Annotated in this window: 17 protein-coding genes and 2 pseudogenes; 6 read left to right on the top strand and 13 right to left on the bottom strand. The window is 38.3% G+C overall.

The window, feature by feature from the left end; genetic code table 11:
• Positions 1-9: 9 nt before the first annotated feature.
• A pseudogene (locus tag OC23_RS19650) lies at positions 10-1132 on the bottom strand (HPr family phosphocarrier protein); the annotation flags it as partial.
• A gap of 421 nt (positions 1133-1553) precedes the next feature.
• Complete coding sequence (locus OC23_RS11525) at positions 1554-3002, bottom strand: aldehyde dehydrogenase family protein (RefSeq protein ID WP_038344971.1); 1449 nt, start codon at positions 3000-3002, stop codon at positions 1554-1556.
• 1004 nt (positions 3003-4006) lie between these two features.
• Here OC23_RS11525 and OC23_RS11520 point away from each other — a divergent pair.
• Positions 4007-5170 carry an oxygenase MpaB family protein gene (locus OC23_RS11520; protein WP_052209164.1) on the top strand — a complete coding sequence of 388 codons (1164 nt, stop codon included), beginning with the start codon at positions 4007-4009 and terminating at the stop codon, positions 5168-5170.
• Positions 5171-5267: 97 nt separating this feature from the next.
• Here OC23_RS11520 and OC23_RS11515 read toward each other — a convergent pair whose 3' ends face one another.
• From OC23_RS11515 to OC23_RS11495, 5 genes and pseudogenes are all read right to left on the bottom strand, one after another.
• Entirely contained in the window at positions 5268-6860 is a 1593-nt protein-coding gene (locus tag OC23_RS11515; protein WP_038344969.1) for an AMP-binding protein, read from the bottom strand.
• A gap of 716 nt (positions 6861-7576) precedes the next feature.
• Positions 7577-8023 (bottom strand): annotated as a pseudogene (locus OC23_RS11510) (META domain-containing protein); the annotation flags it as partial.
• A gap of 407 nt (positions 8024-8430) precedes the next feature.
• Entirely contained in the window at positions 8431-9072 is a 642-nt protein-coding gene (locus tag OC23_RS11505; protein ID WP_038344967.1) for an HAD family hydrolase, read from the bottom strand.
• A 6-nt stretch (positions 9073-9078) separates the two neighbouring features.
• The gene (locus tag OC23_RS11500; protein WP_038344965.1) at positions 9079-10140 is read right to left on the bottom strand and encodes a zinc-dependent alcohol dehydrogenase; all 1062 of its coding nucleotides are present in this window, start codon (positions 10138-10140) and stop codon (positions 9079-9081) included.
• The gene (locus OC23_RS11495; protein ID WP_038344964.1) at positions 10140-11375 is read right to left on the bottom strand and encodes an aspartate aminotransferase family protein; all 1236 of its coding nucleotides are present in this window, start codon (positions 11373-11375) and stop codon (positions 10140-10142) included. Before OC23_RS11495 ends, OC23_RS11500 begins: the two co-directional genes overlap by 1 nt.
• A gap of 807 nt (positions 11376-12182) precedes the next feature.
• Here OC23_RS11495 and OC23_RS11490 point away from each other — a divergent pair.
• The 3 genes from OC23_RS11490 to OC23_RS11480 all read left to right on the top strand — a co-directional run bounded on the left by OC23_RS11490 (position 12183) and on the right by OC23_RS11480 (position 14293).
• Positions 12183-12452 (top strand): PAAR domain-containing protein, encoded by a 270-nt coding sequence (locus OC23_RS11490; protein WP_038344963.1) that lies wholly within the window; start codon positions 12183-12185, stop codon positions 12450-12452.
• A 336-nt stretch (positions 12453-12788) separates the two neighbouring features.
• Positions 12789-13586, top strand: a complete 798-nt coding sequence (locus OC23_RS11485; protein WP_038344962.1) for a hypothetical protein — start codon at positions 12789-12791, stop codon at positions 13584-13586.
• Between the two features lie 401 nt (positions 13587-13987).
• The gene (locus tag OC23_RS11480; RefSeq protein ID WP_227505551.1) at positions 13988-14293 is read left to right on the top strand and encodes a hypothetical protein; all 306 of its coding nucleotides are present in this window, start codon (positions 13988-13990) and stop codon (positions 14291-14293) included.
• Positions 14294-14475: 182 nt separating this feature from the next.
• Here OC23_RS11480 and OC23_RS11475 read toward each other — a convergent pair whose 3' ends face one another.
• The 3 genes from OC23_RS11475 to OC23_RS11465 all read right to left on the bottom strand — a co-directional run bounded on the left by OC23_RS11475 (position 14476) and on the right by OC23_RS11465 (position 17621).
• Entirely contained in the window at positions 14476-15246 is a 771-nt protein-coding gene (locus OC23_RS11475) for a hypothetical protein (RefSeq protein WP_038344961.1), read from the bottom strand.
• Between the two features lie 65 nt (positions 15247-15311).
• Entirely contained in the window at positions 15312-16127 is an 816-nt protein-coding gene (locus OC23_RS11470; RefSeq protein ID WP_038344960.1) for a hypothetical protein, read from the bottom strand.
• A gap of 798 nt (positions 16128-16925) precedes the next feature.
• Positions 16926-17621, bottom strand: a complete 696-nt coding sequence (locus OC23_RS11465; protein ID WP_161792288.1) for a biliverdin-producing heme oxygenase — start codon at positions 17619-17621, stop codon at positions 16926-16928.
• Between the two features lie 299 nt (positions 17622-17920).
• Between OC23_RS11465 and OC23_RS11460 the strand changes: the two genes are divergently transcribed.
• The gene (locus tag OC23_RS11460; RefSeq protein WP_038344958.1) at positions 17921-18361 is read left to right on the top strand and encodes a hypothetical protein; all 441 of its coding nucleotides are present in this window, start codon (positions 17921-17923) and stop codon (positions 18359-18361) included.
• A gap of 197 nt (positions 18362-18558) precedes the next feature.
• On the opposite strand, the gene OC23_RS11455 is transcribed toward OC23_RS11460, so the two are convergent.
• Both OC23_RS11455 and OC23_RS11445 read right to left on the bottom strand, forming a co-directional pair.
• Positions 18559-19476 carry an OmpW/AlkL family protein gene (locus OC23_RS11455; RefSeq protein ID WP_038344956.1) on the bottom strand — a complete coding sequence of 306 codons (918 nt, stop codon included), beginning with the start codon at positions 19474-19476 and terminating at the stop codon, positions 18559-18561.
• Positions 19477-20733: 1257 nt separating this feature from the next.
• A complete protein-coding gene (locus tag OC23_RS11445; RefSeq protein WP_038344954.1) occupies positions 20734-21804 on the bottom strand; it encodes an LLM class flavin-dependent oxidoreductase in 1071 nt (356 codons plus the stop codon).
• A gap of 277 nt (positions 21805-22081) precedes the next feature.
• On the opposite strand from OC23_RS11445, the gene OC23_RS11440 reads away from it, so the two are divergent.
• Positions 22082-22543 carry a hypothetical protein gene (locus OC23_RS11440; protein WP_038344952.1) on the top strand — a complete coding sequence of 154 codons (462 nt, stop codon included), beginning with the start codon at positions 22082-22084 and terminating at the stop codon, positions 22541-22543.
• A gap of 102 nt (positions 22544-22645) precedes the next feature.
• Here OC23_RS11440 and OC23_RS19475 read toward each other — a convergent pair.
• Positions 22646-22772: hypothetical protein (locus OC23_RS19475; RefSeq protein WP_227505553.1), on the bottom strand; the 127-nt coding region annotated here is incomplete at its 5' end.

Genomic DNA, 22772 nt, shown 5'->3' with positions numbered 1-22772 from the left:
TTTCGGCAACCGCGTCCACCTCTTCGCCCAGACCATTCTTGACCGCCTGTACAATCGCCGTTAACCCTTCTACCGCATCGGTATTTGGCTCAGCAATAAAGGTCAGGGTCTGTCCATACTGACAGCCCAAGGCCAGTAATTTGGTCAAGCTTTTGGCAGACACATAAGCACCGCCATCTACAGCAACCTGGATATCGCCTTTAAAGGTTTTAGTGATATTGACCAGTTGCGTGGCAGGACGGGCATGCAAACCATGCTTATTGGCAAGCACTACAGGCTGATAAGGCCAGTCCGGAATAATTTCTGCACCCATCAGCTTGGCAATTTCATGACGGCTTTGTCCGGACTGTAATTGCTGCTGGATGTCTGCCTGAAATAACAGGTCAATCAAACGGCTCAATTGTGTGGTATCCAGCTGGTCATGCTGTGCAATACAAATCAGGGTCTGTATCTGGCCTTGTGCAAAGTTTAGCGCCTGTTCTGACTGTACAATACTGACCGCAGCTTCGGAAACATAATGCTGCCCTGAAATACTCCAGATTGAATCCTGGATCTGGATCAGGTGACCAGGATCTAGCTGGCTCATAAAGCCGGCTTGCACCAGTTTTTGCTGTTTTAATAATTTGGTGGCCGCCCAAAAGAAATCATCAATATCTTCCACATGCACCTGAGTCTGGATCAGGTTTTCATGCAAGACCAGTGCATCTGGCCGTACCTGAAGAATATCAATAATCTGTTCGGCTGTCGTTGCGGTCTGTACCTGTGCGCTGACATCATGATTCAAAGCACGCGTCAGGATTTGCAGGACCTGTAAATGTTCATCCGATTTTGCCGCAATAACCACGGCCAGATAAATTTTATGTTCCCCATCCCAGACGACACCTTCCGGAAAATGCGCAAGCCGTATCCCGGTTTCCTTGATAAACTCACGAGACTGGGGAGTACCATGAGGAATGGCAATACCTTGTCCAAGATAGGTTGCGCCCTGTGCTTCACGAGCCTGTAAACCGGTCAGATAATCTGCTGTGGTTAATTGATCTTCAACCAGAATATTAACTAAACATTGTAGAGCTGCCGCCTTATCCTTGGCATGCAGGTTCATATGTACATGCTTCGGCTCAAGTACAAACATAAAGTGTCCTTCAAAAAGTTGAAACCGTTATTGTTAATTAAGTATGAATGAAGGAAATATTCAATCAGCCCATCCATTTCGGCACATTCTACAATAAGGTCTTGCGTTCTAGTTTTAACAGTGACAAATTTTATGAAAAACAGCTTCAATCGGTCATCAGTTGTTTTGTTGTCCTGCGCGGCAACATCCATTTGCATCAAACGGTACACCCATACCGATAGAAAAAGCCCTTATCATGCTAAGGGCTTTTTGACAGTGTAGTTTTGCTATAGCCATGCAAGGACAGCAACAGGCACAACAATGCCCTCGCCATATAGACAAATCGGCTTGCATATTTATGACCCAACATAAAACCGCTGTTTTAGCTCAGGCCGTCATACCTGATAAGCCAAGAATTGACAAAACAGGCTTTCCTCCTACCTCAATGTAGATTGATTGTGGCCAGTTTTAATTCGGTTAAGGTCTCGACATCAATCTCCGTGCCTTCACGGCCAAATCCACTGTCTTTTATGCCACCAAATGGTACATGAGGCTCATCCCAGATGGTCGGAGCATTTATATGAACCATTCCGGCTTCAATCTCGTCCATAAAGCGAAATGCCTGCTTGATATTTTGCGTAAAAATGGCAGAAGACAAACCATAATGGCTCGCATTGGCCAGCTGAATTGCTTCATCCAGGCTGGAGAAAGCATAGACAGATGTTACCGGCCCAAAGGTTTCTTCATGATAAATCTTCATGGTTTGATTGACCCCGGTTAAAATAGTGGGCTTGCAACGGTTACCCAGCCAGTCTCCGCCTGTTAATACTGTCGCCCCTTTGGCTTGCGCATCTTCAATATGATGCCTGATCCGGTCACGTTGACGTGCCGAAATAATAGGCCCAACACAGGTCTTCTCGTCGTACAAATCGCCCAAAACCAGTGCTTGTGCTTTTGCAATGAAGCGTGTGATAAATTCGTCTTCAATAGATTGATCGACATAAATCCGGCTAGAAGCCATACAGGTCTGCCCCTGATAATAGAACTGACTGAAAACTGCAGCTTCAACAGCAGCATCCAGATCGGCATCATCTAAAACCACCAGAGGATTCTTGCCGCCCAACTCTAAAATTACACGCTTCATTCTGGCACCACATAGCTCACCTATGTGTTTACCGACCCGACTTGAACCTGTAAACATAACCGCCTTGACCAATTCATGCGTGATCAGGGCATCCCCGATAAGCGCGCCATTGCCTGTAATTACATTCACCGTACCCGGAGGAAAACCGGCTTCATGATAAATATCTGCAAGTAACAGGCTGATCATGGGCGCCTGTTCCGATGATAGCAATACCACCGTATTGCCTGTGGCCAGCGCCGAGCAGCTTAGTTTTACACTTTTGAGTAAAGGCACATTAAATGGCGTGATGGCAGCAACCACACCAATAGGCTGGCGCATTGTCATGACAAACCGCCCCGCCGTATCGGATGGTATGGTCTGGCCGCAAATACGGCGTGCTACGCCAGCGGCAGCTCGTAAACATTTGGCAGCATAAGCAACCTCATAACGTGCTTTTGCAATTGGCGAACCCACCTCGCTGACCAGTAACTCTATAAACCGGTTTTCATACTTTTCGATTAAAGCCGCTGCCCGAGACAAATAGATTTCGCGCTCTTTGGCAAGACTTTTTCGATAGGACTGGAAGGCCAGATGGGCACTTTGCACCGTCCTATTTACATCATGTTCATTGGCATCGGCAATTTCTGCCAAAACAGAATCATTTTCCGGATTATGATCAATAAAATACGTTTTTGATGCGGGCGCTACATGCTCCCCATTGATCCATAAATCAAATTTTTTAACCTGATTTACTCTTTTTACCGACATTGACCTGTTTCCTTAAACTAAAACGAACTGACGATCGCAATACAAATTTTCAAAACCGGAATTCCTGGTTAAGTAAAAATATCGCTGATTGCTAAAAAGCGACGCAGGATGATAGTATAAGTCTCTGTTTTTTCTGTTTTAATTGGTAATTAAATGCTCTTTTTTTAGCTGTTTCTCCATGCTATTTTTATGCTAAAAGTATTTTAATTGCACATATTTTTCGCTTTTCATGTTTTTCTTACCTATTACGCTGATATTTTGATCTTTCAAAAATAATAAAAGCCTATAAAAAAATACAAATTACCTCTTATCATTTTTAAAAAATGAACTATTAATTGCTATAAAAAACAACAATTTGACTACAAAAAGACCAATCCAATCATTTATTGAGCAAAAGCTTAAAAGAACTGTCGGGTTAACCGTCAGACGGGCGAAGCTGCGGCTGATGTATCGACGCTTTGTTCTGAATTTAAGCACGGCATTCCCCGTATCGCACCTGCATTTACCAGTCGATCTGAACCAGAAAGTGAAAAAACCAATGCAGCTCAGAAGCATTGAAGTGCGGTTGAATTTATCTTTTTATTCAAATTAACAAATGGATAACGTATAAAGCCGCTTGTTACATAAATTTTATGATAGAAAAGCTCCCCCCTCATCTGGAGGTAAAACTTCAGATGCCTGTTCGACCAGCGACGTTGAACAGATTCACATTGAAAAAAGTCCACTTATCTAACCTATCGCTAAAGTCGACTTGATCAATCCTTAACATGATCACTATTCCGGAAAACGAAGTAAAGGTATTCAGCGTGTTTAATAAAGACATGAGGCAAAGTTTAATCAGGAATCTGGCTAGAAACCTTGACCACCTCGTGAACAATAATTTTTCTCAATTGTCCCCTAGATTTTTTACTCTCCCCGATCATCAACAACTATCTGATGATCAGCATTTAAGACTTGATCCTGACAAAATTACCAGGCCCAAACGTCTGGCGGCTTTTGAGGAGATGATTCAATCCAATATTAAAACCCGAATTTTAAGTTATATGACCCGACAGGAGACCCAGCCAAGTTATACCGAATATCTGGCACTCAATACTGCCCTGCAAACGGGGGATGAACCTATGGATCAGGTGGTTCGCTGGGTACTCAAAAACCCCGGCTTACACCGGAAATATTTTGAGCAGGCACTTTATCAAGGTCTGGACAAACTCCCGCATGAAATTCCGGAACTCAGCCACTTCTTTCAGCAGGTTAAGCAAAAGCCCAGTTGGTATAAGCCGGAAAAGATTGAAGAGGCTCTCAAATTCACTTATCGCCTCGGCCTCAATAACTGTCTGATCCTGCGGGATTATGCTTTAATGAACGGTTATAGATACCCCGGTTTTAATCGGCCACTGATACTGACAGGCGCGTTAAAAAAACAGGCTGGCAGGCGTCTGGCAGAAACAGTCCAATGGTGGATCGATATTACTGAACAAGAAGGCTTGCAGCGCTTTAGCAAAGGCTTTACCTCTACCCTGTATGTACGTTTTATTCATGCCTTGATCCGTCATCAATTACAGCACTCAGAAAAATGGGATGCCGAGACCTGGGGTCTCCCCATCAATCAGTATGATCAGGCCATGACCAATATTGGCTTTAGCGGAGTGGTTCTGATTGGAATAAGGGCATTGGGTATTTTCCCTAACCAGAAAGAAGTCGACAGCTTTCTACATTTCTGGAAATATGTCGGCTGGTTAATGGGTGTAGAAGAACAATGGCTGATCGACAAAGAAGCAGATGGCTGGAAAATGATTTACTGGATGCAATTTGCACACCCGGAAGCGGATGCCAGCAGTATTTCGCTTGGTACCAGCCTGTCGCAAGAACCATTGCAACGGCAATATCGCTACCTGCAAGCTTTCCAGCAGAAATTCGCTTATAAGAAACATCTGGAAATCTCCCAGTTCTTGATTGGCCGTAAAAAAATGCAGTCCCTGGGCTTGTCCCCTCAACCCGTTTCCTGGTTTCCTTATTGTCTCATCGGATGCAATCTGGCACTGTATACGGCTGCCAAACATGTTCCCAAGCTACAAGACCTGCTTGAAAAAAAGGGGCGCCATCTGCAAAAGTCCGGTTTATTACTCTACCGTCAACAGCCACAATCACAGACCAGTATGCACCAATAACCCATAAAAAAGCCCTCATGTCTGGAGGGCTTTGTTGAGTAAATCGTTCAGTTAAAACCGGCTTGACCCCGTGGCTGCCGGATTGTAACTTGACCGTTTAACCTGTACTCGCCTGAAGTGGTAATCCCTTTAATTCCTTACGCAGTATTTTTCCTTGTAAGGATTTTGGAATGGCTTCAATAAATTCGACAATACGGACACGTTTATGTGCCGCCACCCTTTCTGTCACAAATGCCGTAACCTGCTTCTGGTCAAGGTCTGAGCCGGGTTGACGTACAATGAAAGCACGCGGCACTTCTCCAGCATCTTCATCGGGATATGCAACCACCGCAGCATCATAAATATCAGGATGAGTTAATAACAGGGCTTCAAGCTCGGCCGGTGCGACCTGATAGCCTTTATATTTGATCAGTTCCTTCAAACGGTCTACCACATAAACTTCTCCATAAGCCCCAACCTCGACAATATCGCCTGTATGCAAATATCCGTCTGCTGTAATGGTTTCATCTGTGGCCTCCTGGTTATTTAAATAACCGAGCATGACATTCGGGCCTTTGACTAACATCTCTCCAGGCTGACTTCGTCCATGACTGACCCCTTCTATTTCTTTTCCGGTTTGAGGGTCTATCACCTTAAAACAAATATTAGGAATGGCAAACCCAACCGAACCTACCGGTATCTCAGGTTGATTCAATGGGGTTACATGCGATACCGGAGCAAGCTCAGTCATGCCAAACCCTTGTAACAGCAAGGCTGGAATTCTCTCAACCAGTGTAGTGCCCAGCCCCTCGTCCATTGGTGCTGCTCCACAAACAATTAAACGGACACTTGACAGATCATAGTCTTTTAGCAGTGGATATTTGGTCAGCGCCACAGCAATCGGAGGAGCGATATACAAGGTTGCACACCGTTCATTCTGAATCAGTTCCAGACAGGGCTTTAAGTCAAATTTTGACAAAATCACCAGCTTCCCGCGCTGTTGCAGGGTCAGGTTCATGATGATATTCATGCCATATATATGGAAAAAAGGGAGTACTGCAAGCACGGCCTTATTTTCATATTTTGGTAGCATGGGATCTGTTTGCGCAATGTTTGCAACCAGATTCAAATGGCTAAGCATGACGCCTTTGGCCTTGCCGGTTGTTCCTGAGGAATAAGGTAAAACCGCCAGATGGGTGGCAGAATCGAATACAACTTCCGGAGGACGGCGTGACTGCTGGATAAGCTCGGAGATGGAAACATAATTTTCAGCCTGATCAAGCAGTATGACGTGATCACGGCTCAGACCAGCTTCCTCCAACCCCTTAAGCGCATTGGGCAATAACATGGAGGTAGTGAGATACAGTTTTGCCTGAGCGTCATTGATCTGGTTAGCAATCTCTGCTGGACTATACAATACATTCAAGGTGGTCACTGTTGCGCCAAGACGTAAAACTGCATGAAACGCAACCATGAAACCGATACTGTTGGGCGCATGTAATGCAACAACATCACCAGACCGGACTCCTCTATTATCTAAAGCGCCCGCCAAGGCATCAATGCTTCGCCGTAGTTCAGCATAAGTCATTTTTTGAGGGCCATCGACTATCGCAACAAGATCAAGCTCATCGGCCTTAAGGGAAGAAAAAATATAATCATAAACCGAACATTCAGGAATCTCGACATCAGGATAAGTGCTATAGAAAGTCATAATTTTAAGGCCTATAAGCAAAATTAAATAAATAGAAAATAATCGGGTCGTTCAGATACATTCAAACCAGACAGATAAAATATTTTAAGATTCATTGATATCAAAAATAGTTTTCTTTACCCGTCTATATTTTCACCCTTTTAGAATAATCAAAAAAACCATACTCATGCTTATATAACTTTAAGCAAATTTTGTAATTGACACTGCTCTTACAACATATTCTATACATAGCCATTTCATGATGACTTCCTGTTAACAGACAGTTAACTTTAAAAACCGGGTACGTTTTATCAACAATTAAATTTATAATTTTTCCATTCATAGGTTAATATAAAAAAACCAAAAAACCGCACAAATATTAAATCCAGTATAAATTAAATATTTTAAAATAAATGTACAGTAATGCCCCTACAACAAAAAAAGGCTGTTTATCACAAAAAATTTAGCAATTGATTTTATTAAACTTTTTAAACAACCCTAACTACTCGCAAGATTCACCCGCCATCATTACTCAATCATTCATTATCATGTTTATATCATTAAACTTCTGCTCACTATAAAATTGCTTTAAATAGAAGCTCGATTTTATCTATTTTATATTCCTTCCTTATATATGCCTTTTTTACTCATAGACCGAATAAAAAAAGCCAATCAAACTGACTGGCTTTTTCGGTAGGCCTTTAAACAGGCAGAAACCATAAAGAAACTTAGTTCTTATTGGTTTCTTTAGTTCCTGTAAACATGTATTTCTGACCCTTTTCATCTGTTACCGTCAGGATTGCCTGATCATTGGTCGTACTTATTTCAAATGGAACTTTTTTCTCACTGAAAATAGCCATTGATAACTGTTCTTGTTGCTTCAAGTCATCTGCACAGGCCATCATTGTCGATACCAGTGGAGAAATAACCAGCGTATTGCCTTCTACATTCCAGGTACCGCCCTGATTATTACAACCCGTTTCAATTGAAAGTTTCTGGTCGCCATTAAATGCTAAAACCAGCGGTTTAGATGCTTTTGAATCCTGATACGTCCAGTTATATTCTGCGAGTGTAACAGCAGCATTATTTGTCTGGACAATCGCCTCGTTTGTTTCATTATTTGCTTTGTGGCAAGCCATTAAAGAAAGTGGAAGTAATGCAAGTATTAAATATTTCATTTTCATATGAAGAAACTACGTCAGATAAAAGCAGCCATAAGCTTAAATTATTATTAAAAAAAAGCGCAAAGAAAACTTATAAGCAATTAAGTTCAACAAAGGTTTCAAATTGTAAAAACAATATCAAACAAAGGCTTAAGATAAAATTTAACTGCATTTACGGATATAACAAGCAAGAATGCTTAAAATATAAGCTCACTGGCTTTCATATACTGGAGATTTGTTATTATTGATAAAATTAAGTATCTTGATTTAAGTGTTTAAGTAACAGAATCTGGCTAGAAATTAAAATTTCCACCTTGATCATCTAATCAATAAAAATAAATTATTGCAGCTCATGATTAACTAAAAATACCCGACCATAGCCGGGTATTTTTTATACCACCAAACGGGCGATAAAAACCTGTTCGGTTTTAATTGATAGCAGCTAAACCATCCTGATGCAGCACTTTGATTTCATCCAGAGATTCGATCACCTTGATGGCTTGTCCATACTGCTGGGTTGTAGATAACGCATGCGGCCATCCATAAATATATTTAATCCCGGCCTGATAGGCCGCCGAAATTCCCAGATCAGTATCCTCAACCACGATTGTCCGTTCAGGATCTGCGTTTAAAATAGTTAACATCTCAAGATAAGGATCAGGATATGGCTTGGTACGTTCAATGTCCGTACCAGAAATCAGCAGCAACTCGCGCTGCATGTCCAGCAGGCCTAAATTTGACACACACACTTCACGCGGAGCTGTAGAAACAAAACCATACGGTACCTGATTTTGCTCCAGAAACCGAACAAAGTCTTGAATACCCGGCCTTAAATAACGAACATCCAGCATATGATTATAGCTGTCTGTCAGCCGGTTCTTTGTGTCTGGCTGCTCATGCTTGGGAACGGCTAAAGCATCCAGTGTTGCCTCCAGGCTTAGACCGATCAACTGTTCTGCATGAAAGCCCTGAGCCTTGTCAGGAATGACCTGTAAAAGCGCATCAAAATGTAGTTGCTCGCTATCTACCACGACCCCATCAATATCAAATATGACTGCAAATTGTGTCATCCGCGATTACCCCTGTTCTGTCATACGCATTAAGACTTTGCAATTTGCATTTTGCGGTGGCGTTAACTTTTCTTCAGCAATATGACACCCGACCAGCTGAAAAGCCTTTTCATATTCAGAAATGGAAAATTCATGGCTGATCAACTGCTCTACCGGAATCTCGCCATCCCGAATCATGGCATAGGCACGTTCAAAACTATTATTTAGCGAATCAATAGAGCCCTGAATCGATAAGCTTTTATCGGCGATCTTTAGCACATCAACAGTCGCTTTTTTATCTTTTAGGGCAATATTTAATAGCTTGCCACCAGGCGCAAGACAAGCCATTACCGTTTCGGTCAGATATCCGGTGGTATCTACAACCAGATCAATTTGAGGCGCTGGCTCTGCATATTCTGCATGCATAGCCTCATCAAAGTCATGATAAATTGAGGTCGATGGTGGCAGATTGTCACGTGCAAAATCAAAACGGTATTCATTTTTTTCAACCATAAAGGCATTAACACCTCTTCTATGCAGCACCCAGAGGTAAAGCATCCCCATAGGCCCCGCACCAATTACGGCAGCGCGAATATTGGTGTGGCGAATCGCAAGCTTGTCGCCCCCCGTAATTGCACAGCTTAAAGGTTCTGTTAATGATGCGGCAGCAAAAGATACATGATCGTCCAGCTTGATCAAGAAATTTTCTTTAGCACGATATTGCTCGGCAAACGCGCCATCGTAAGAAACGCCAGCTTCGGTCCCGTCTTTATCTTCACAGTGATTGAAATTGCCGATCTGGCACATCCGGCATTTCTGACATGAATAGGTCGGGTTAATCACAACACGGTCTCCCACCTTAAAAGCGGTTACCCCGGTACCCACCCGGGATACAATACCGGCAGTTTCATGCCCCAGGGTTACACCGGCATGAGCAACAGGATAATCCCCACTGATAATCCCGACATCTGTACCACAAATACCACATACCTGAATATTTACGATTACATCATCAGCCTCGATACAGTCCAGCTCATGCGTGTCTACCAAATCTACGTGCCATTGATCAAAATATTTTAATGCTTTCATTATGCAATCGCCTGAGTCTGTGTACGTGTTAATGCTTCAAAGGTTTTATCGAGTTTGCTCACAATCTCATCTATATGAGCGCGATGACAAATCAATGGTGGCCGTACTTTCAATGTGGCGCTTTTCCCATAACGAGCCCCACGAATAATCAGACCGAAACTTGCTGCCATTTCGATGCATTGGGCTGCAAAAGCAGGAGATGGTGTATCAAATCCAAACATATAACCCAAACCACGAACATTACTGATTTCTGGATATTTATCTTGCAGGCTGAATAAACCCTCTCTTAAATATTTTTCATTCGTCTGGACATTATCTAAAATTTTTTCGTCTTCAATAATTGAAATCGTTTCATTTAAAGCCGTCAAAGAAAGCGGGTTGGCACCGGATGTACTTGAATGTTCAAAAGCCTCCAATACATCCATTTTCTCTTTCATCAGTACCCCACCAATAGGTATACCAATCCCCCCGGCACCTTTTGCAAAAACGATAATATCTGGATTCAAAGACTTGGCATAACCATTTGAAGCGAATAATGTACCGGTACGCCCAAAACCGGTTTGAACTTCATCTGCAACAAGCACAATATTATGCCGGTCACAAAAGTCCCGGATATAACGGTAAAACTCTTGTGGAATAACAATATTTCCACCATTCCCTAAAACAGGTTCAATAATCAGACATGCAATATTATTATTTGAACCGAACTCGAGTAATTGATCTAGATCAATATATTTATCCATATCATAATCATCACTCTGGTTTTCTATATTCGAAGGCACAGGGATTTTTAATGAGCCGGGTATAACGACTTTAAAATCCCGGATTCTAAATGCATTACCTGAAATCTGTGCCGTAGCCAGTGACTGTCCATGATGTGCCATGTAGAGCGTGATCACCCCCGAACGCCCGGTGGCTTTCTGGGCCATACGAATTGCACATTCCACGGCACCAGAGCCAGATACATCACGCAACCACATCCGGTTAATTTCGGCGGGCAGATAAGGCAATAACTTTTTTAATATTTCCTGTGACATTTGATGGGTATAGCTAGAACTCAAATGTGCACAACGGTCGATTTGCTGTTTAAGTTTTTCATTTAATCTTGGGTGGGTATAACCTAAGGGCAGATTAAATGTTCCGGAAGCCGCATCAATCATAACTTGGTTATCAATATAAAGATAAGGGCCTTCCCCTTTATATTTAGTCAGGAGATTTTCAAATTGATTATTCATTATTTAGCGCACCATCTTGAAAAAATATCTTTTAAAATATTTTTCTGAGCTTTATTAAACATACAGAATAGTATGTAAAATTCATCATATAAAAACCAACCAAAAAAAACAAACCACCCTCAAAAGATGTATTTAAAAAACATTATAACAACAGTGTAAAACCCTGCTTTGAAATTCTATTTTTTAATTTGAATAATAAACAAGAGTCCGCTATTATTTTCATGCAGAATAATTAAATAAATTACTTTATTATTTAATATTATTAAAACCAATATTTTTACTGTAGCTTACCAGACAGCTTATGCAATGAACAAAACATACACATTAATAATTATTTTATTTAAATCCAAACATTTAACTTTAAACCAACCATTTTAGTCAAAATTTCGTTTTTTAATATCAATATAATTCTTATTATAATTTTTTTATTTTAAATAAAAATAAACTCCTATTTTCAAACACAATAAATAAAAAGTTATCTGATGCACCATTCATTACATCAGCTCCCCTTATATACTGTACATTTAACATTCAAATTGATTGTTTAAAAGTGCGGATCAAGCCAACAATACAGACTTGTATGTATACAAAAGATCAATAGAAAGCAGACGAAAGAGTAACAATGTAAATCAGCATGGAATTGCAGTATTCATCACGTGATTAATATACAACTCCGTTAATCACATATTTTCACTTTATGGTGGGTGGCTATCTTGATCGGTCTGGGTAGTCATTTTTTATTTCCCATTTAGGCCAGGCAATCTTTGGATTTAGCCGGCTTATCACTGCACAACGCGTAAAACCTTTATGGCAAAACAGTATATTGTGGTTGGCTGCCCCACAACAGGAGGAGGAAAAGTCCTCACCGGTAATCACAATTTTTTAATTAACGGCAAAGCTATCGCCTGTATTGGTGATGAAGCGACCTGCCTAAAACACGATCGTGTTGCCACCATTATTACAGGCGATCCAAAAACCCAATTTGGTGGCCGGTCAGTTGCCCGTATTGATGATCTACTTTCTTGCGGCTGCAAGTTACTTCAAGCTGAAACAAGTCAGGCTAAAACACCTGTCTAGCGCCCGCTTCTACCCAACCTTTTTTATATTTTTTAATGCTTCAGCGAAGTCAATCCGGGCTCTAATCCAAGCCATAAGGCTTCATCATCAGCTAAAAATCTGTTCTTTACCAAAGTGAACCTAATGATTTAATGACATTTCATCTGGATAAGACCGCATCACGGACATCGGATTTCCATGCAGTCTAAGAGAAATAACAGCCTAAATATTACTAAAAAAGATAAAAATTTACATTGAATTACCCTTCCACTTACAAAACATGAAAACAATTCTCATTTGTAATTTTGAGATGGGACCTATGATTCCCGCTCTTAAATTTTGCACCGCTGTTTTTAAATGATTAAGCTTCTACTGCCCTTATTCTGCCTTACTATTTTATACGGTTGCTCGACCAAGGAGATCACCCCGCAAGGATACCATCCTCTCTCGGCTGCCGAACTCAATGAAGAAGAGAATTTTGAACTCTGCCCTGACCAGGCTTACTCATCATGCAACCATCAGTTCGTATTGAAAAAAATAGGAAATACGGTCATTAACGGTGACCCGGCACCTGCCCCAACCTTAAAGATAAATCTGGAAACAGATAGCATTTCCGGTTATGCACATCCCTACTATTACTCTGCCTTCATGGTCAAAAATGGTCGAAAAATAAAGTTTAAACTGATCGAATTTCATAAAGGTAAAGAACTTTCTTCATATAGCATTACACCTCAGTTTCAAAAAATGATTGAAACAACGAGAAGCTATAAACTTGATGGAGATAATCTCTATCTATTCGACGCTGCCGGAAAAGAACTGGCCGAGTTTATTAGCAAGTCGCAAAGCAAACTCGAATACGAATGGGAAGGCTATTGCAATGCCCTGCGCTCAGATAGCGAAGGGATTATTGAAAAATTTCAAAATGGCTTAACGCTTGGGCAAGCAAAAAGTAAAATGCGCACAGATCAGGCTATTAACAGGGAGTTTGCAAACAGTCTTTTCCAGAAAGTTTCATCAACCCCCTTTGAAGAATGGGAACAAATTCCGGATGAATTGGCTGATGAATGCATGCTTGGTTTTTTACCACCCGATATCAAGATGATTCCAGCATTTGACAGGGAAAAAAACACCCTAAAAAATAAATTAATAGATTAAAGCAGTCTTCTATACGGCACAAGAAATGTCCTTATCATGAACAGGCATTTCTTGGCAGTTTTATAGGGCTGTTTCTATGTATCGCATATTATTAAGGTCACATCAAAATTCATTTAAGTTTTCATCGAAACACCAGACCGTTTAAATACCGTTTTTAAGCTGCAAGCCCCCCAGAAAACAAGAATAAAATAAACAAAACATAACATAACAATGTAAAGAGGCATGAAATGCATAAATAGCTGCCCAAGTTTAATTAAATGAGTTGTAACTTTTCATGGATGTTAGAGCTTACCGGTTGCATTGCGCTATTGTTTAAATCACCGGCCAAACTTGATAAATTTCTACAACTTATTTATTGACCGTATTTTTGTGTATTTATTTTTGCCACTCCAGATAACCCAATGATGATTGATTACTGCCGAATAAAGCCTGAAGTAAATCGTATGGTAAAACGTATTCCTGACCCTTTGATTTTCCCGTTTTCTGTATTTATGCGAAATAACGGATATACAATCAGTGCTGTAAAAGATGGAATAATATATAGAAAAGGAAAAGCAGTCGCAAAAATACTGGGGGCTGTGGAAACCAGTGAACAAAGCTATGCAATGAATGAACACTGTAGCATGCGCTTTAAAACCTTTACCGAACTATACTTAAAAATCGGATATTTATTTATCGAGGAATTAAACCGGCAGGGGTTAAAATAATCAGCACGACCCTAAAAAATATTAACAGGATGTAGCAGCGCTGCGGATTAATTTCGCCCCCTGTTTCTGTCAAAAGACATTTTCTAAACAAGATCTGCGATGGAACAGCCAATTGCAGGAAACCCTCCCGATGAAGGAGAGCAACCCACCCGAGCAGTGAATTGCGATCCCTTCAAATATTTTTACTGCTCTTCAAAAAATTTTTGCGAAATATCTGTCATATACTTATTAACCAGAGGCATTAACCAGTTTCTAGCTTTCATCAGTGCAACCGAATTATTGCTTTCATCAAACGAAATACCAATATATTCTCCATCATAGCCCTGCTGGGCATCCAGCCCCAAGATGTCATACTTGTTTGACGGCTTGACAAGTAACTCCCAGGCATCCTCTTCAGACCAGGGACATGCAGCGTAATCACTCACATAGGCTGATTTTAAAGTTTCAAAAATCTTATGCAGACTAGACCAGCTAATCGGCAGGCTGCAAAACTTCATCAAGCAATATACAGTGGTATTATGTTTAGCAATATGCGTCAAAGTATGAAAAAGACTTTTCTTCAACAGACTTTTTTCAACTTTTATATCATTACCATTTCCCAAAACCTGTAAGATATAGTTTTGTGGCCGGATGGTTTTAAAATCAATATTTCTTACACTATCATTGATATAGCACTTTTTAATCACAACTGGGCGGATTATATTATAATGACTTGTAAACTGCGCATAACCATTTAGCAAATCAATTAATTCTTTAGCTATGGCATACGCATGATCAACCCTGCCTACATTTTCAAAAAAACTACTTTCCAGCATATAAATCTTATTATTTGATTCGTGATACCAGTTAAACTCTAAAATCACCTTAAAGAAATCAATCGAATCACACATCATATCAATTTGAAAATTACTATTTGCATTTAACTCAAATTTATATTCACTAATAAAATTCATACAACCCAATTACACTCTTAAACTTATAACTTAAAATCAAATAAAAATATCTTAAATTTCAAATACTACTTGGCATGATCAAGCTGCACATCCCAAAATTTTTCCCAGAGCTCACAATACTTCAGGCACAATTCATAAATACTTATAAACTCCTCCTTTGTACAAGCCTGAGCCAAAGCCAGCCACAAATCATTTTCCTGATCTTGATCCAAGGCATAAACATTATTAATGAGTTTATCTTTGCACAACTCATCCACATTAAGCTGTAGAGCATTAAAAGCGTTGTATAAAGATTTTCTAAATGACATGGCCATCACCTCAACAACAGCCAATAATGCGATAGTCGAGGTATAATCATAAAAACTGTCTTCCAAATAATGCCTAACTTTTTTAGCCGCTTTAGAAGGCATATATACTTTTCTTGCAATACTTCCGACATCCAGCTTATCCAGAATTTTTTCAAATAAAGGGTAATAACCCTGCTCAGGATTAGCCAGATCATTTAAACTATTGGCATTAAACTTGAATTCATCAAAAACCTTCAGACCCAATATAAATCTTGGATAGCTTTTTGCACCAGGCGCCAACCTTTGCTCAAGATGTCTTGCCTGATATTGGGCCATCAGCAAGGCGTCTGTAAATATCTGCGCAATTGCATGTCTGTACTCTAGATTTATTTTTGCCAGACTTTCTTTATTCACCACACCGCTGTCTAACCGGTCAATCATGGGATGTGTATTTACAGGATGTTTTATAATCGTTTCTTTTAATAATTCAACAAATTTTATATTTTCACTCCACTGCCGATCATCAATACTCATTCTAATTTTATTGATAACAACTTTTCTTGTATTATTAAATATTTCATACTGAGTAGACATTTGCATTTCTCTAGATGTGTGCCGCAGTTCAAAAAAATATTCACATTAAAAACCACAAGTTGTGACTATTTTAACCACTGAATATTTAACCCTCTATCATATATTAAATGTGCCAGCATACTACCTAAAGTATTTTAAAAACCAAAAAATCCAAATCAGACTCCAACATTTTTAAAATGCAAAAAAAATCTCCAATCAAAAATATATTTTTACTGAGACTTTTTTCAAGATAATACACGTTAGGCCAATTAATTGTGGTGTTAAAATTATGAAACTACGCTCATTAACACTGTTTTCAATTCTTTTCTTTTTATATAACTTGTGTATATAGAAAATCTATAAAAAACAACCTCAATTTATCTTTATACTTAAAATTCATAAACTTATAACAAAAACTGCATTAGAATTAAGATTACAAACAATTACATTTAGAATTTCTTTTAACCTATTGTTTTATATATGAATTAATTGAAAGCAAATACTCATAAACTGATATTTTAAAGAAAAACCAACAATACAGCAAAAATAACTTAAAAATTATGTAAAATAATTTAAAAACAAAAGCTTAGATAACAAAAAATATACCAAACGGTCAAAAAACCAATATTATCTGCTTAAAAAGCTGTTTTAACCTCAAATAAAAAACAGCATATTATCACATTATGATAATCACCTAGTTTGATACACATAAAATTAGAATAAATACTCCATAAAAAATCATTAAACACAGCCTGTCGATAGAACTCAAAAATCATACCTGTCCATAGAGAACATTACCTTTATAATCCATAGAATGAATCAATCCAGCATATTTAAATCTGCTACAAGGTGCTGGAATTGTTCAAAGGTAATTAATGCCCCGTTTATTATTTGTTTTCTTTCTTCATTGCTAAAAGACAAAATATCCAGAGTATCCAGAAACTCTCGCCAATACATCGTTTTTTCAATCGAACAACCTGCCAGACTTCTGGCTCCAAAATGTTGTGACATACAAAAGCTATTTTTTACCCCTTGATAGATCGTACCAGAAAATAAGTTAAGCCCCTCTACCACATATAGCCCGCCCAAAGCCTCATACTGATTTAAGATTAATGTTGCAGGCCACTGCATACAATCTGGCTGAATATATAAATCCTCAAGGTCTCTTTTTAAAAGCAGCAAATTTTCTCGGCATCTTTGTAATGAAATTGACTGCTCCAGCTTATGCTGAGCAAATATACACAGCATATTTTCATAAAAGAAATAATGCATTAGCATAAATTTTTTATAATGTCCTAAATTTTTAAACATCCCCCTCTCAACCAGAACTCCGATTAACTTCTTATACTTTTGAAAAATTTTATTTTTTATTTCTATATGAATATCAAACTGATATGCCCTTTCTATTAAATTTAACTGTTCTATATTGAATGCTAAAGACATAGGCTTACTCATGCCAAATAAATCAAAAGATAAAGCAGCAATTCCGTTAACAGTGTTTTCAATTGATTTCAAACTATATTTTTTTGTATTAACCCATATAAATAACATTAAAAATACTGATTAGATCATTCTTGTTCTGCTACTATCACTTCACCTAATAGAGCAATTATTCAAAAAAATACCTATCATTTTTTACAAAATAACAGTCTATATATTTTTAAGCTTTTTTATAAAATTATGTAACCAGCATTAAAAAAATTAAATATACATTTATAATCTCAAAACAGAATTTATCTTATTCTCTTTCTTTTTCTTTATTTAGTTAGAGAAGAAGATAGAAACGTACCGATGATTAAAGAGAAAGTATTAAAATGAGTATGTTTGACGTATGCCCCATCTGTGGCACCCATTTTGCAATTCAAGAGCATAAATTTCATCATTCATTAAGATCACAACGCCCTGAAAAGATTACCTGCCCCCAAAACTCTTGTATATATATAAAAGAGCAGCCGACAAATGGTTATTTTACCACTTATGAAATAGACAGCTATATTTTGTCAGATATCATCTTAAAATCATTGATAGAGACGCTTTTGAAAAAAGGATACGATCTGGATAAAATTTATCGTGATTATGAAGAGATGAATCTGGATGATGTTTCTTTAACATTTTCTCCCCGGTTTAGAAATAGCTCATCAGAATATTTAAAATCTATCATGAACAATCAACACAAACCTGCTCATGAAGAAAAGCCGACCCCGCCGAAAAAGTGGAAAGCCACGCTAACTAAATATTTTTCCTTAAGATCGTAGCAGGTTTTGCTTTTTATTATCTGTTTCATTTCATCAATAGCCGGTCTTGCTCTATCTTTCAAAATACTTTTTTAAAGATATGCCCTACAAATCCATAGTCCTGCTTATCCTGCTGAAAAAAATCTTTAATTCATACTAAAAAGCCCTATTTAAAGGGCTTATATCAATATTATCTGGCAAATCAATTTAAGCGTTGTCTAGAAACGATAGCCTAAACCGAAATACGTCGTCACCGGGTCCATATCGATCTTAGTGGTAGCATGGATCAACCGGGTGCCAGTCGCATTATTGACAACATCAATAGTTGCTTGATTATTTAATTTTGCATAAGAAACAGACCCGATTCCATACCATGAATCATTAAAATCATAAGTAAAACCCGCTGTAACAACAGGAGCAATCGCATCCTCAGCCACAATTTTGACGGCCATATCCCTGCGTGCGACCTTTTGATCCAAGCCAGCCCCGCCTTGTAGATCTAATATATTTTGCATCATATGCCCGGCAGAAATCAGGTCAGACCGGATACCCTCATTAAGTTTAATTTGATTTAAATGAGCATACATTAACCCGGCACCTAAATAAGGTCTAAATTTATCCACGCCGCTTCTGCCAAACTGGTATTGTACTTCTATGGCTGGTGTCCATGCACGGACGGTTGCAGCTTTAGACCTGTTACCTAAATTGGTAATAGGAATGGATTGTTTATAATGAGTTTGGCTAGAGGCCAAATTAAATTCACTTAATGGTGCAGAAACATCGCCCTTTCCTTTCAGATCAACTTTTGGCGGGATTCCCCCTATCAGTTGCAGTGAAACCTTGTCATTCAAATAATAATTGAATGTCAAACCAATACTATCCACTTTTTTAACTTCTAGGCCTGCCTCTGGTTCCTGCCAACTGTCGACCATACCATATCTATTCACAATCCCTTCTGCGAGCCCAGCCGGATTTTTTATATTCGCATTCACATTAATCGGGTTTGCTGATCCTTGTGGCATAATATGAAACCAGCCAGCAGAAACTGAATATTTCTTAAACTCTTGGGCACAGGTGAATTGAGTTAATGACATTAAAGTAATAAGTGTCGCAATTTTTAATGCTGGTTTTTGCATTCTATTTAATCCTAAGTTTCAATAAAATATATTGGAAATATTTTTCTCAATATAACCAAAAACATATTTTTATTAAACATTAAAAATGGCTTGTTAATATTTCTTTTCAATAAAAATCTAAATGTGTTTTTTTGTAAATCAAAATACTGAGTGACACAAAATTTTCTTATAATTTTTACGCTATTATATGATCAAATAATGTTGACGATAATCTTATACAGCAAAAAGGTTTTTGTAATCACAGCATATAGGTTTGCATTTAAAAATTGATGGCTGTGCAATCATGGCTATAAGTTTACATCATTTAAGAAATCAGAATTTACCGAGCGGCTATTTTGAAAAAGTTATTCTTTATATTTTTAGGTTTAATCACTGCTGTTATCACTTGGGTTTTAGTACCTACGATTTATGGCCTTTTATACCCTAACCATGTGATCTGCGTTAAGGGATGTAATGAACATATACTGGCAGGCCTCTGTATTGCTCTAGCAATGCTCTTTGGCATGCTAGGCTATCTCTATCAAAAGCAGATAATTTCTTTTAAAAAAATATTTATGATTTATATTGCTTTTTTATTGATCTACATTTTTTCCATGTGGTTTATGAAAACTATCAGCTTCATTTAAATTTTATTAATAAAATCATAGGTTAAAGACTATCAATACTTTATCCGGTTAAAAGCGGGATACCGAAAAACATGGAGTTCGCTCCCTAAAAAATCAAGAATCAGTATTGTACCTTGGAAAGACGAATGACGAATAGAAGCTGATTCCTTGCTCTCCACAGCAAAACCGAATTGATTCACAGCTTGGATCATTTTTCCAATATCGTCTTATGTGGTATTTCCTATATTAAAATTCAAATAAACAGGATTAATTTTTTTCGCGTAAAATTCATTTGCACTTCGTATAGCATCATATTTTTTTAGTAATCCGATTTTCTTTTCTTCAAGTTAGCACGTGCCTGCTCCGCCTTAACATATTTTCCCATAAAAATTAATCTCCAATTTAAATAAAAATCTATTTTGATGTTACAAGCTCCTTCCTATCGATTCGCTCTTTAATATTTTTTAATAGAATTAACAAAAATTCTGGTTTTACAATTTCCTAAAAAATCCTGTCATCGAATGACAACAGGATTTGATATAAAATCTTGGCTGACACCTCAGTTAAAATTTAAAATATTTAGGCTGATATCAATATAAAGCATATAGGGCCACTAACGCTCTCATTCAATCATTATATTTGTTAGATAAGGTTAATTATCACTCTGGTACAATAATGGCAAAACATGATCCCTGAAATAAGCAAACTCTTTTTTATAATCAAGAAATGCAATAGCAGCACCCGAAAATCCGATGGCCTGTAAATTTAATATGCCATTCGCCACTTGTTCTGGTGTACCGACTATTGGAAACCCGCCAAAAGCCGTCACAATACGGTCGCGTAAATCCTTGATTAAATCTGGCTGTATAGCCTGAGAATATGCAAACAATGTATGCATAATATATTCCACAGCATCAGTATCTTCATGATCTAACTGACGTTTCCACTCAGCTTGTGCTTCTTCTTCGGTAGGCCGGCAAATTATATGTATAAAGGTAAGCACCTCGATGTCTCGCGCCACCTTGTTGGCTTGCAGTTTAAGCTGTTCTATTTCAAGCTTTGATTCCTGTAGGTCTCGGGCAACTGTTGTAAATAAAAAATCAGAGTTCTTAAGGGCAAACTCACGCCCTTGCTTTGATCCCGCCGCATTAAAAATAGGTGGAACAGATTCCAGACGGGGCTTACCATAAACTTGTTTACACTGAAAAAACTCTCCATTCCAGTCAAATGGTTTATCGCTTTTCCAGACTTTTTTTACGAGATCAAACCATTCCTGAGCATATCTATATCTAATGGAATGATCATCTGGTAACTCCACGCCCAAGGCTTCACATTCTGCCTTATAAAATCCGGCAACAATATTTAAGCCAATTCTGTCTCCCCCTATCTGCGCCATAGTTGCGAGTTGCTTTGCGGCAATTACCGGATGATTCATCGGAGTATGCAAGGTCGTAAAAATACGGATTCGTTCAGTTCTCGCCAGCAATGCCGCAGCCCAGGTGATCGTTTCCAGTACTTTTCCCTGAAAGTCTTTTTGCCCGCCAAACCCGATGAATCTGGCAACAGGTAACATAAAATCGATTCCTGCTTCGTCCGCCATCTGGGCCAGTTCCAGGTTGTCTTGCCAATCCGCTTTCCATCCATCGTCCAGTAATGAAGGAGTAATGCCACCAGAACAGTTTGCTGAAAAAATTCCTAATTTAAATTTTAAATCTTTACTCATGGTTATGCCATTAAATCAGTTGAGACCTTAATCAAAACAAATGTATTTAAATAAAATAGATTTATTTAAGCTCTTTATTTATATTGCGCAGCATTTCTAACACAGTAAAAAATACACAGTGTCATAAATATGTATATAACCATGAGTAGAAAAATAAAAAACAACAAAAATAAAATTTACTTGATCAATTGCCATTGAACATAATGCATAAATTTTTAAATATGAACCAGATTTAAGTTCATATCAATGAATTAGAATTTATTTTATTGAGTTTTTTATGAATTCGGAAACAGCCATTTTTATGTCTTATCAAAAACAGACTACCTCCTCCTCCTGTAATTCAACCTACCCATCAGATTTTTATTTTCACAACCAGATATACAAGTTAAAATTTTTATTAAACTTCCCTATAGGCAATTTCTCTACCACTCCACCAATTATCGCTTTTTATCCCGATCGAAATCTGGCACAAGGTTTTGATAATATATATTTTTTTAATGCCTATCTGCATAATAGCGGCAGTCATATAGAAATAAGCAATCTTTCACTCACAAAAAAAATTGAGGACAATGGTAGCGACTATCATTTATCTTCATTATTTCAGGAAACCCTGCTTAAAGTGCGGCATTATATTTTAAAACAAAACCATGCAGCGAATATGCCTCGCTTGCTGCTTCTTGATGATGCAAACCATATTTTAATGATTTTTGAACCAGATACTTTTAATTTTAGTTTATAAGAAGTTTTATCAGTATAAAAACTCAAAAACTTGGGGCACATATTTGATAGCATAATGCCAGTTGATCAACTGGCATTATGCTTTAGCTTTATAAGTTACATTTTAGTGGTCAGATGCACCTGAAGCACCGATCCCTGTCATTGAACGGACAAACTGTGCATCAAAGGCTTTACGCTCTTTCTCTGCACGTGCTGACTTGTCGGTTACAGAGAACAACCAGCAGCAGAAG

Origin of the sequence: Acinetobacter sp. A47 (assembly GCF_000805455.1) — a bacterium.
Taxonomy (GTDB): Bacteria; Pseudomonadota; Gammaproteobacteria; order Pseudomonadales; family Moraxellaceae; genus Acinetobacter.
This window is presented reverse-complemented; position numbering and strand designations above follow the sequence as displayed.

Bases quoted from the DNA above. Each gene is read 5' to 3' on its own strand.
- OC23_RS11470 (WP_038344960.1), bottom strand. From the start codon at position 16,127: ATGTCTACTCAGTATGAAATATTTAATAATACAAGAAAAGTTGTTATC.
- OC23_RS11445 (WP_038344954.1), bottom strand. From the start codon at position 21,804: ATGAGTAAAGATTTAAAATTTAAATTAGGAATTTTTTCAGCAAACTGT.
- OC23_RS11440 (WP_038344952.1), top strand. From the start codon at position 22,082: ATGAATTCGGAAACAGCCATTTTTATGTCTTATCAAAAACAGACTACC.
- OC23_RS11490 (WP_038344963.1), top strand. From the start codon at position 12,183: ATGGCAAAACAGTATATTGTGGTTGGCTGCCCCACAACAGGAGGAGGA.
- OC23_RS11515 (WP_038344969.1), bottom strand. From the start codon at position 6,860: ATGACTTTCTATAGCACTTATCCTGATGTCGAGATTCCTGAATGTTCG.
- OC23_RS11455 (WP_038344956.1), bottom strand. From the start codon at position 19,476: ATGCAAAAACCAGCATTAAAAATTGCGACACTTATTACTTTAATGTCA.
- OC23_RS11525 (WP_038344971.1), bottom strand. From the start codon at position 3,002: ATGTCGGTAAAAAGAGTAAATCAGGTTAAAAAATTTGATTTATGGATC.
- OC23_RS11480 (WP_227505551.1), top strand. From the start codon at position 13,988: ATGATGATTGATTACTGCCGAATAAAGCCTGAAGTAAATCGTATGGTA.
- OC23_RS11505 (WP_038344967.1), bottom strand. From the start codon at position 9,072: ATGACACAATTTGCAGTCATATTTGATATTGATGGGGTCGTGGTAGAT.
- OC23_RS11495 (WP_038344964.1), bottom strand. From the start codon at position 11,375: ATGAATAATCAATTTGAAAATCTCCTGACTAAATATAAAGGGGAAGGC.
- OC23_RS11485 (WP_038344962.1), top strand. From the start codon at position 12,789: ATGATTAAGCTTCTACTGCCCTTATTCTGCCTTACTATTTTATACGGT.
- OC23_RS11475 (WP_038344961.1), bottom strand. From the start codon at position 15,246: ATGAATTTTATTAGTGAATATAAATTTGAGTTAAATGCAAATAGTAAT.
- OC23_RS11460 (WP_038344958.1), top strand. From the start codon at position 17,921: ATGAGTATGTTTGACGTATGCCCCATCTGTGGCACCCATTTTGCAATT.
- OC23_RS11500 (WP_038344965.1), bottom strand. From the start codon at position 10,140: ATGAAAGCATTAAAATATTTTGATCAATGGCACGTAGATTTGGTAGAC.
- OC23_RS11520 (WP_052209164.1), top strand. From the start codon at position 4,007: ATGATTCAATCCAATATTAAAACCCGAATTTTAAGTTATATGACCCGA.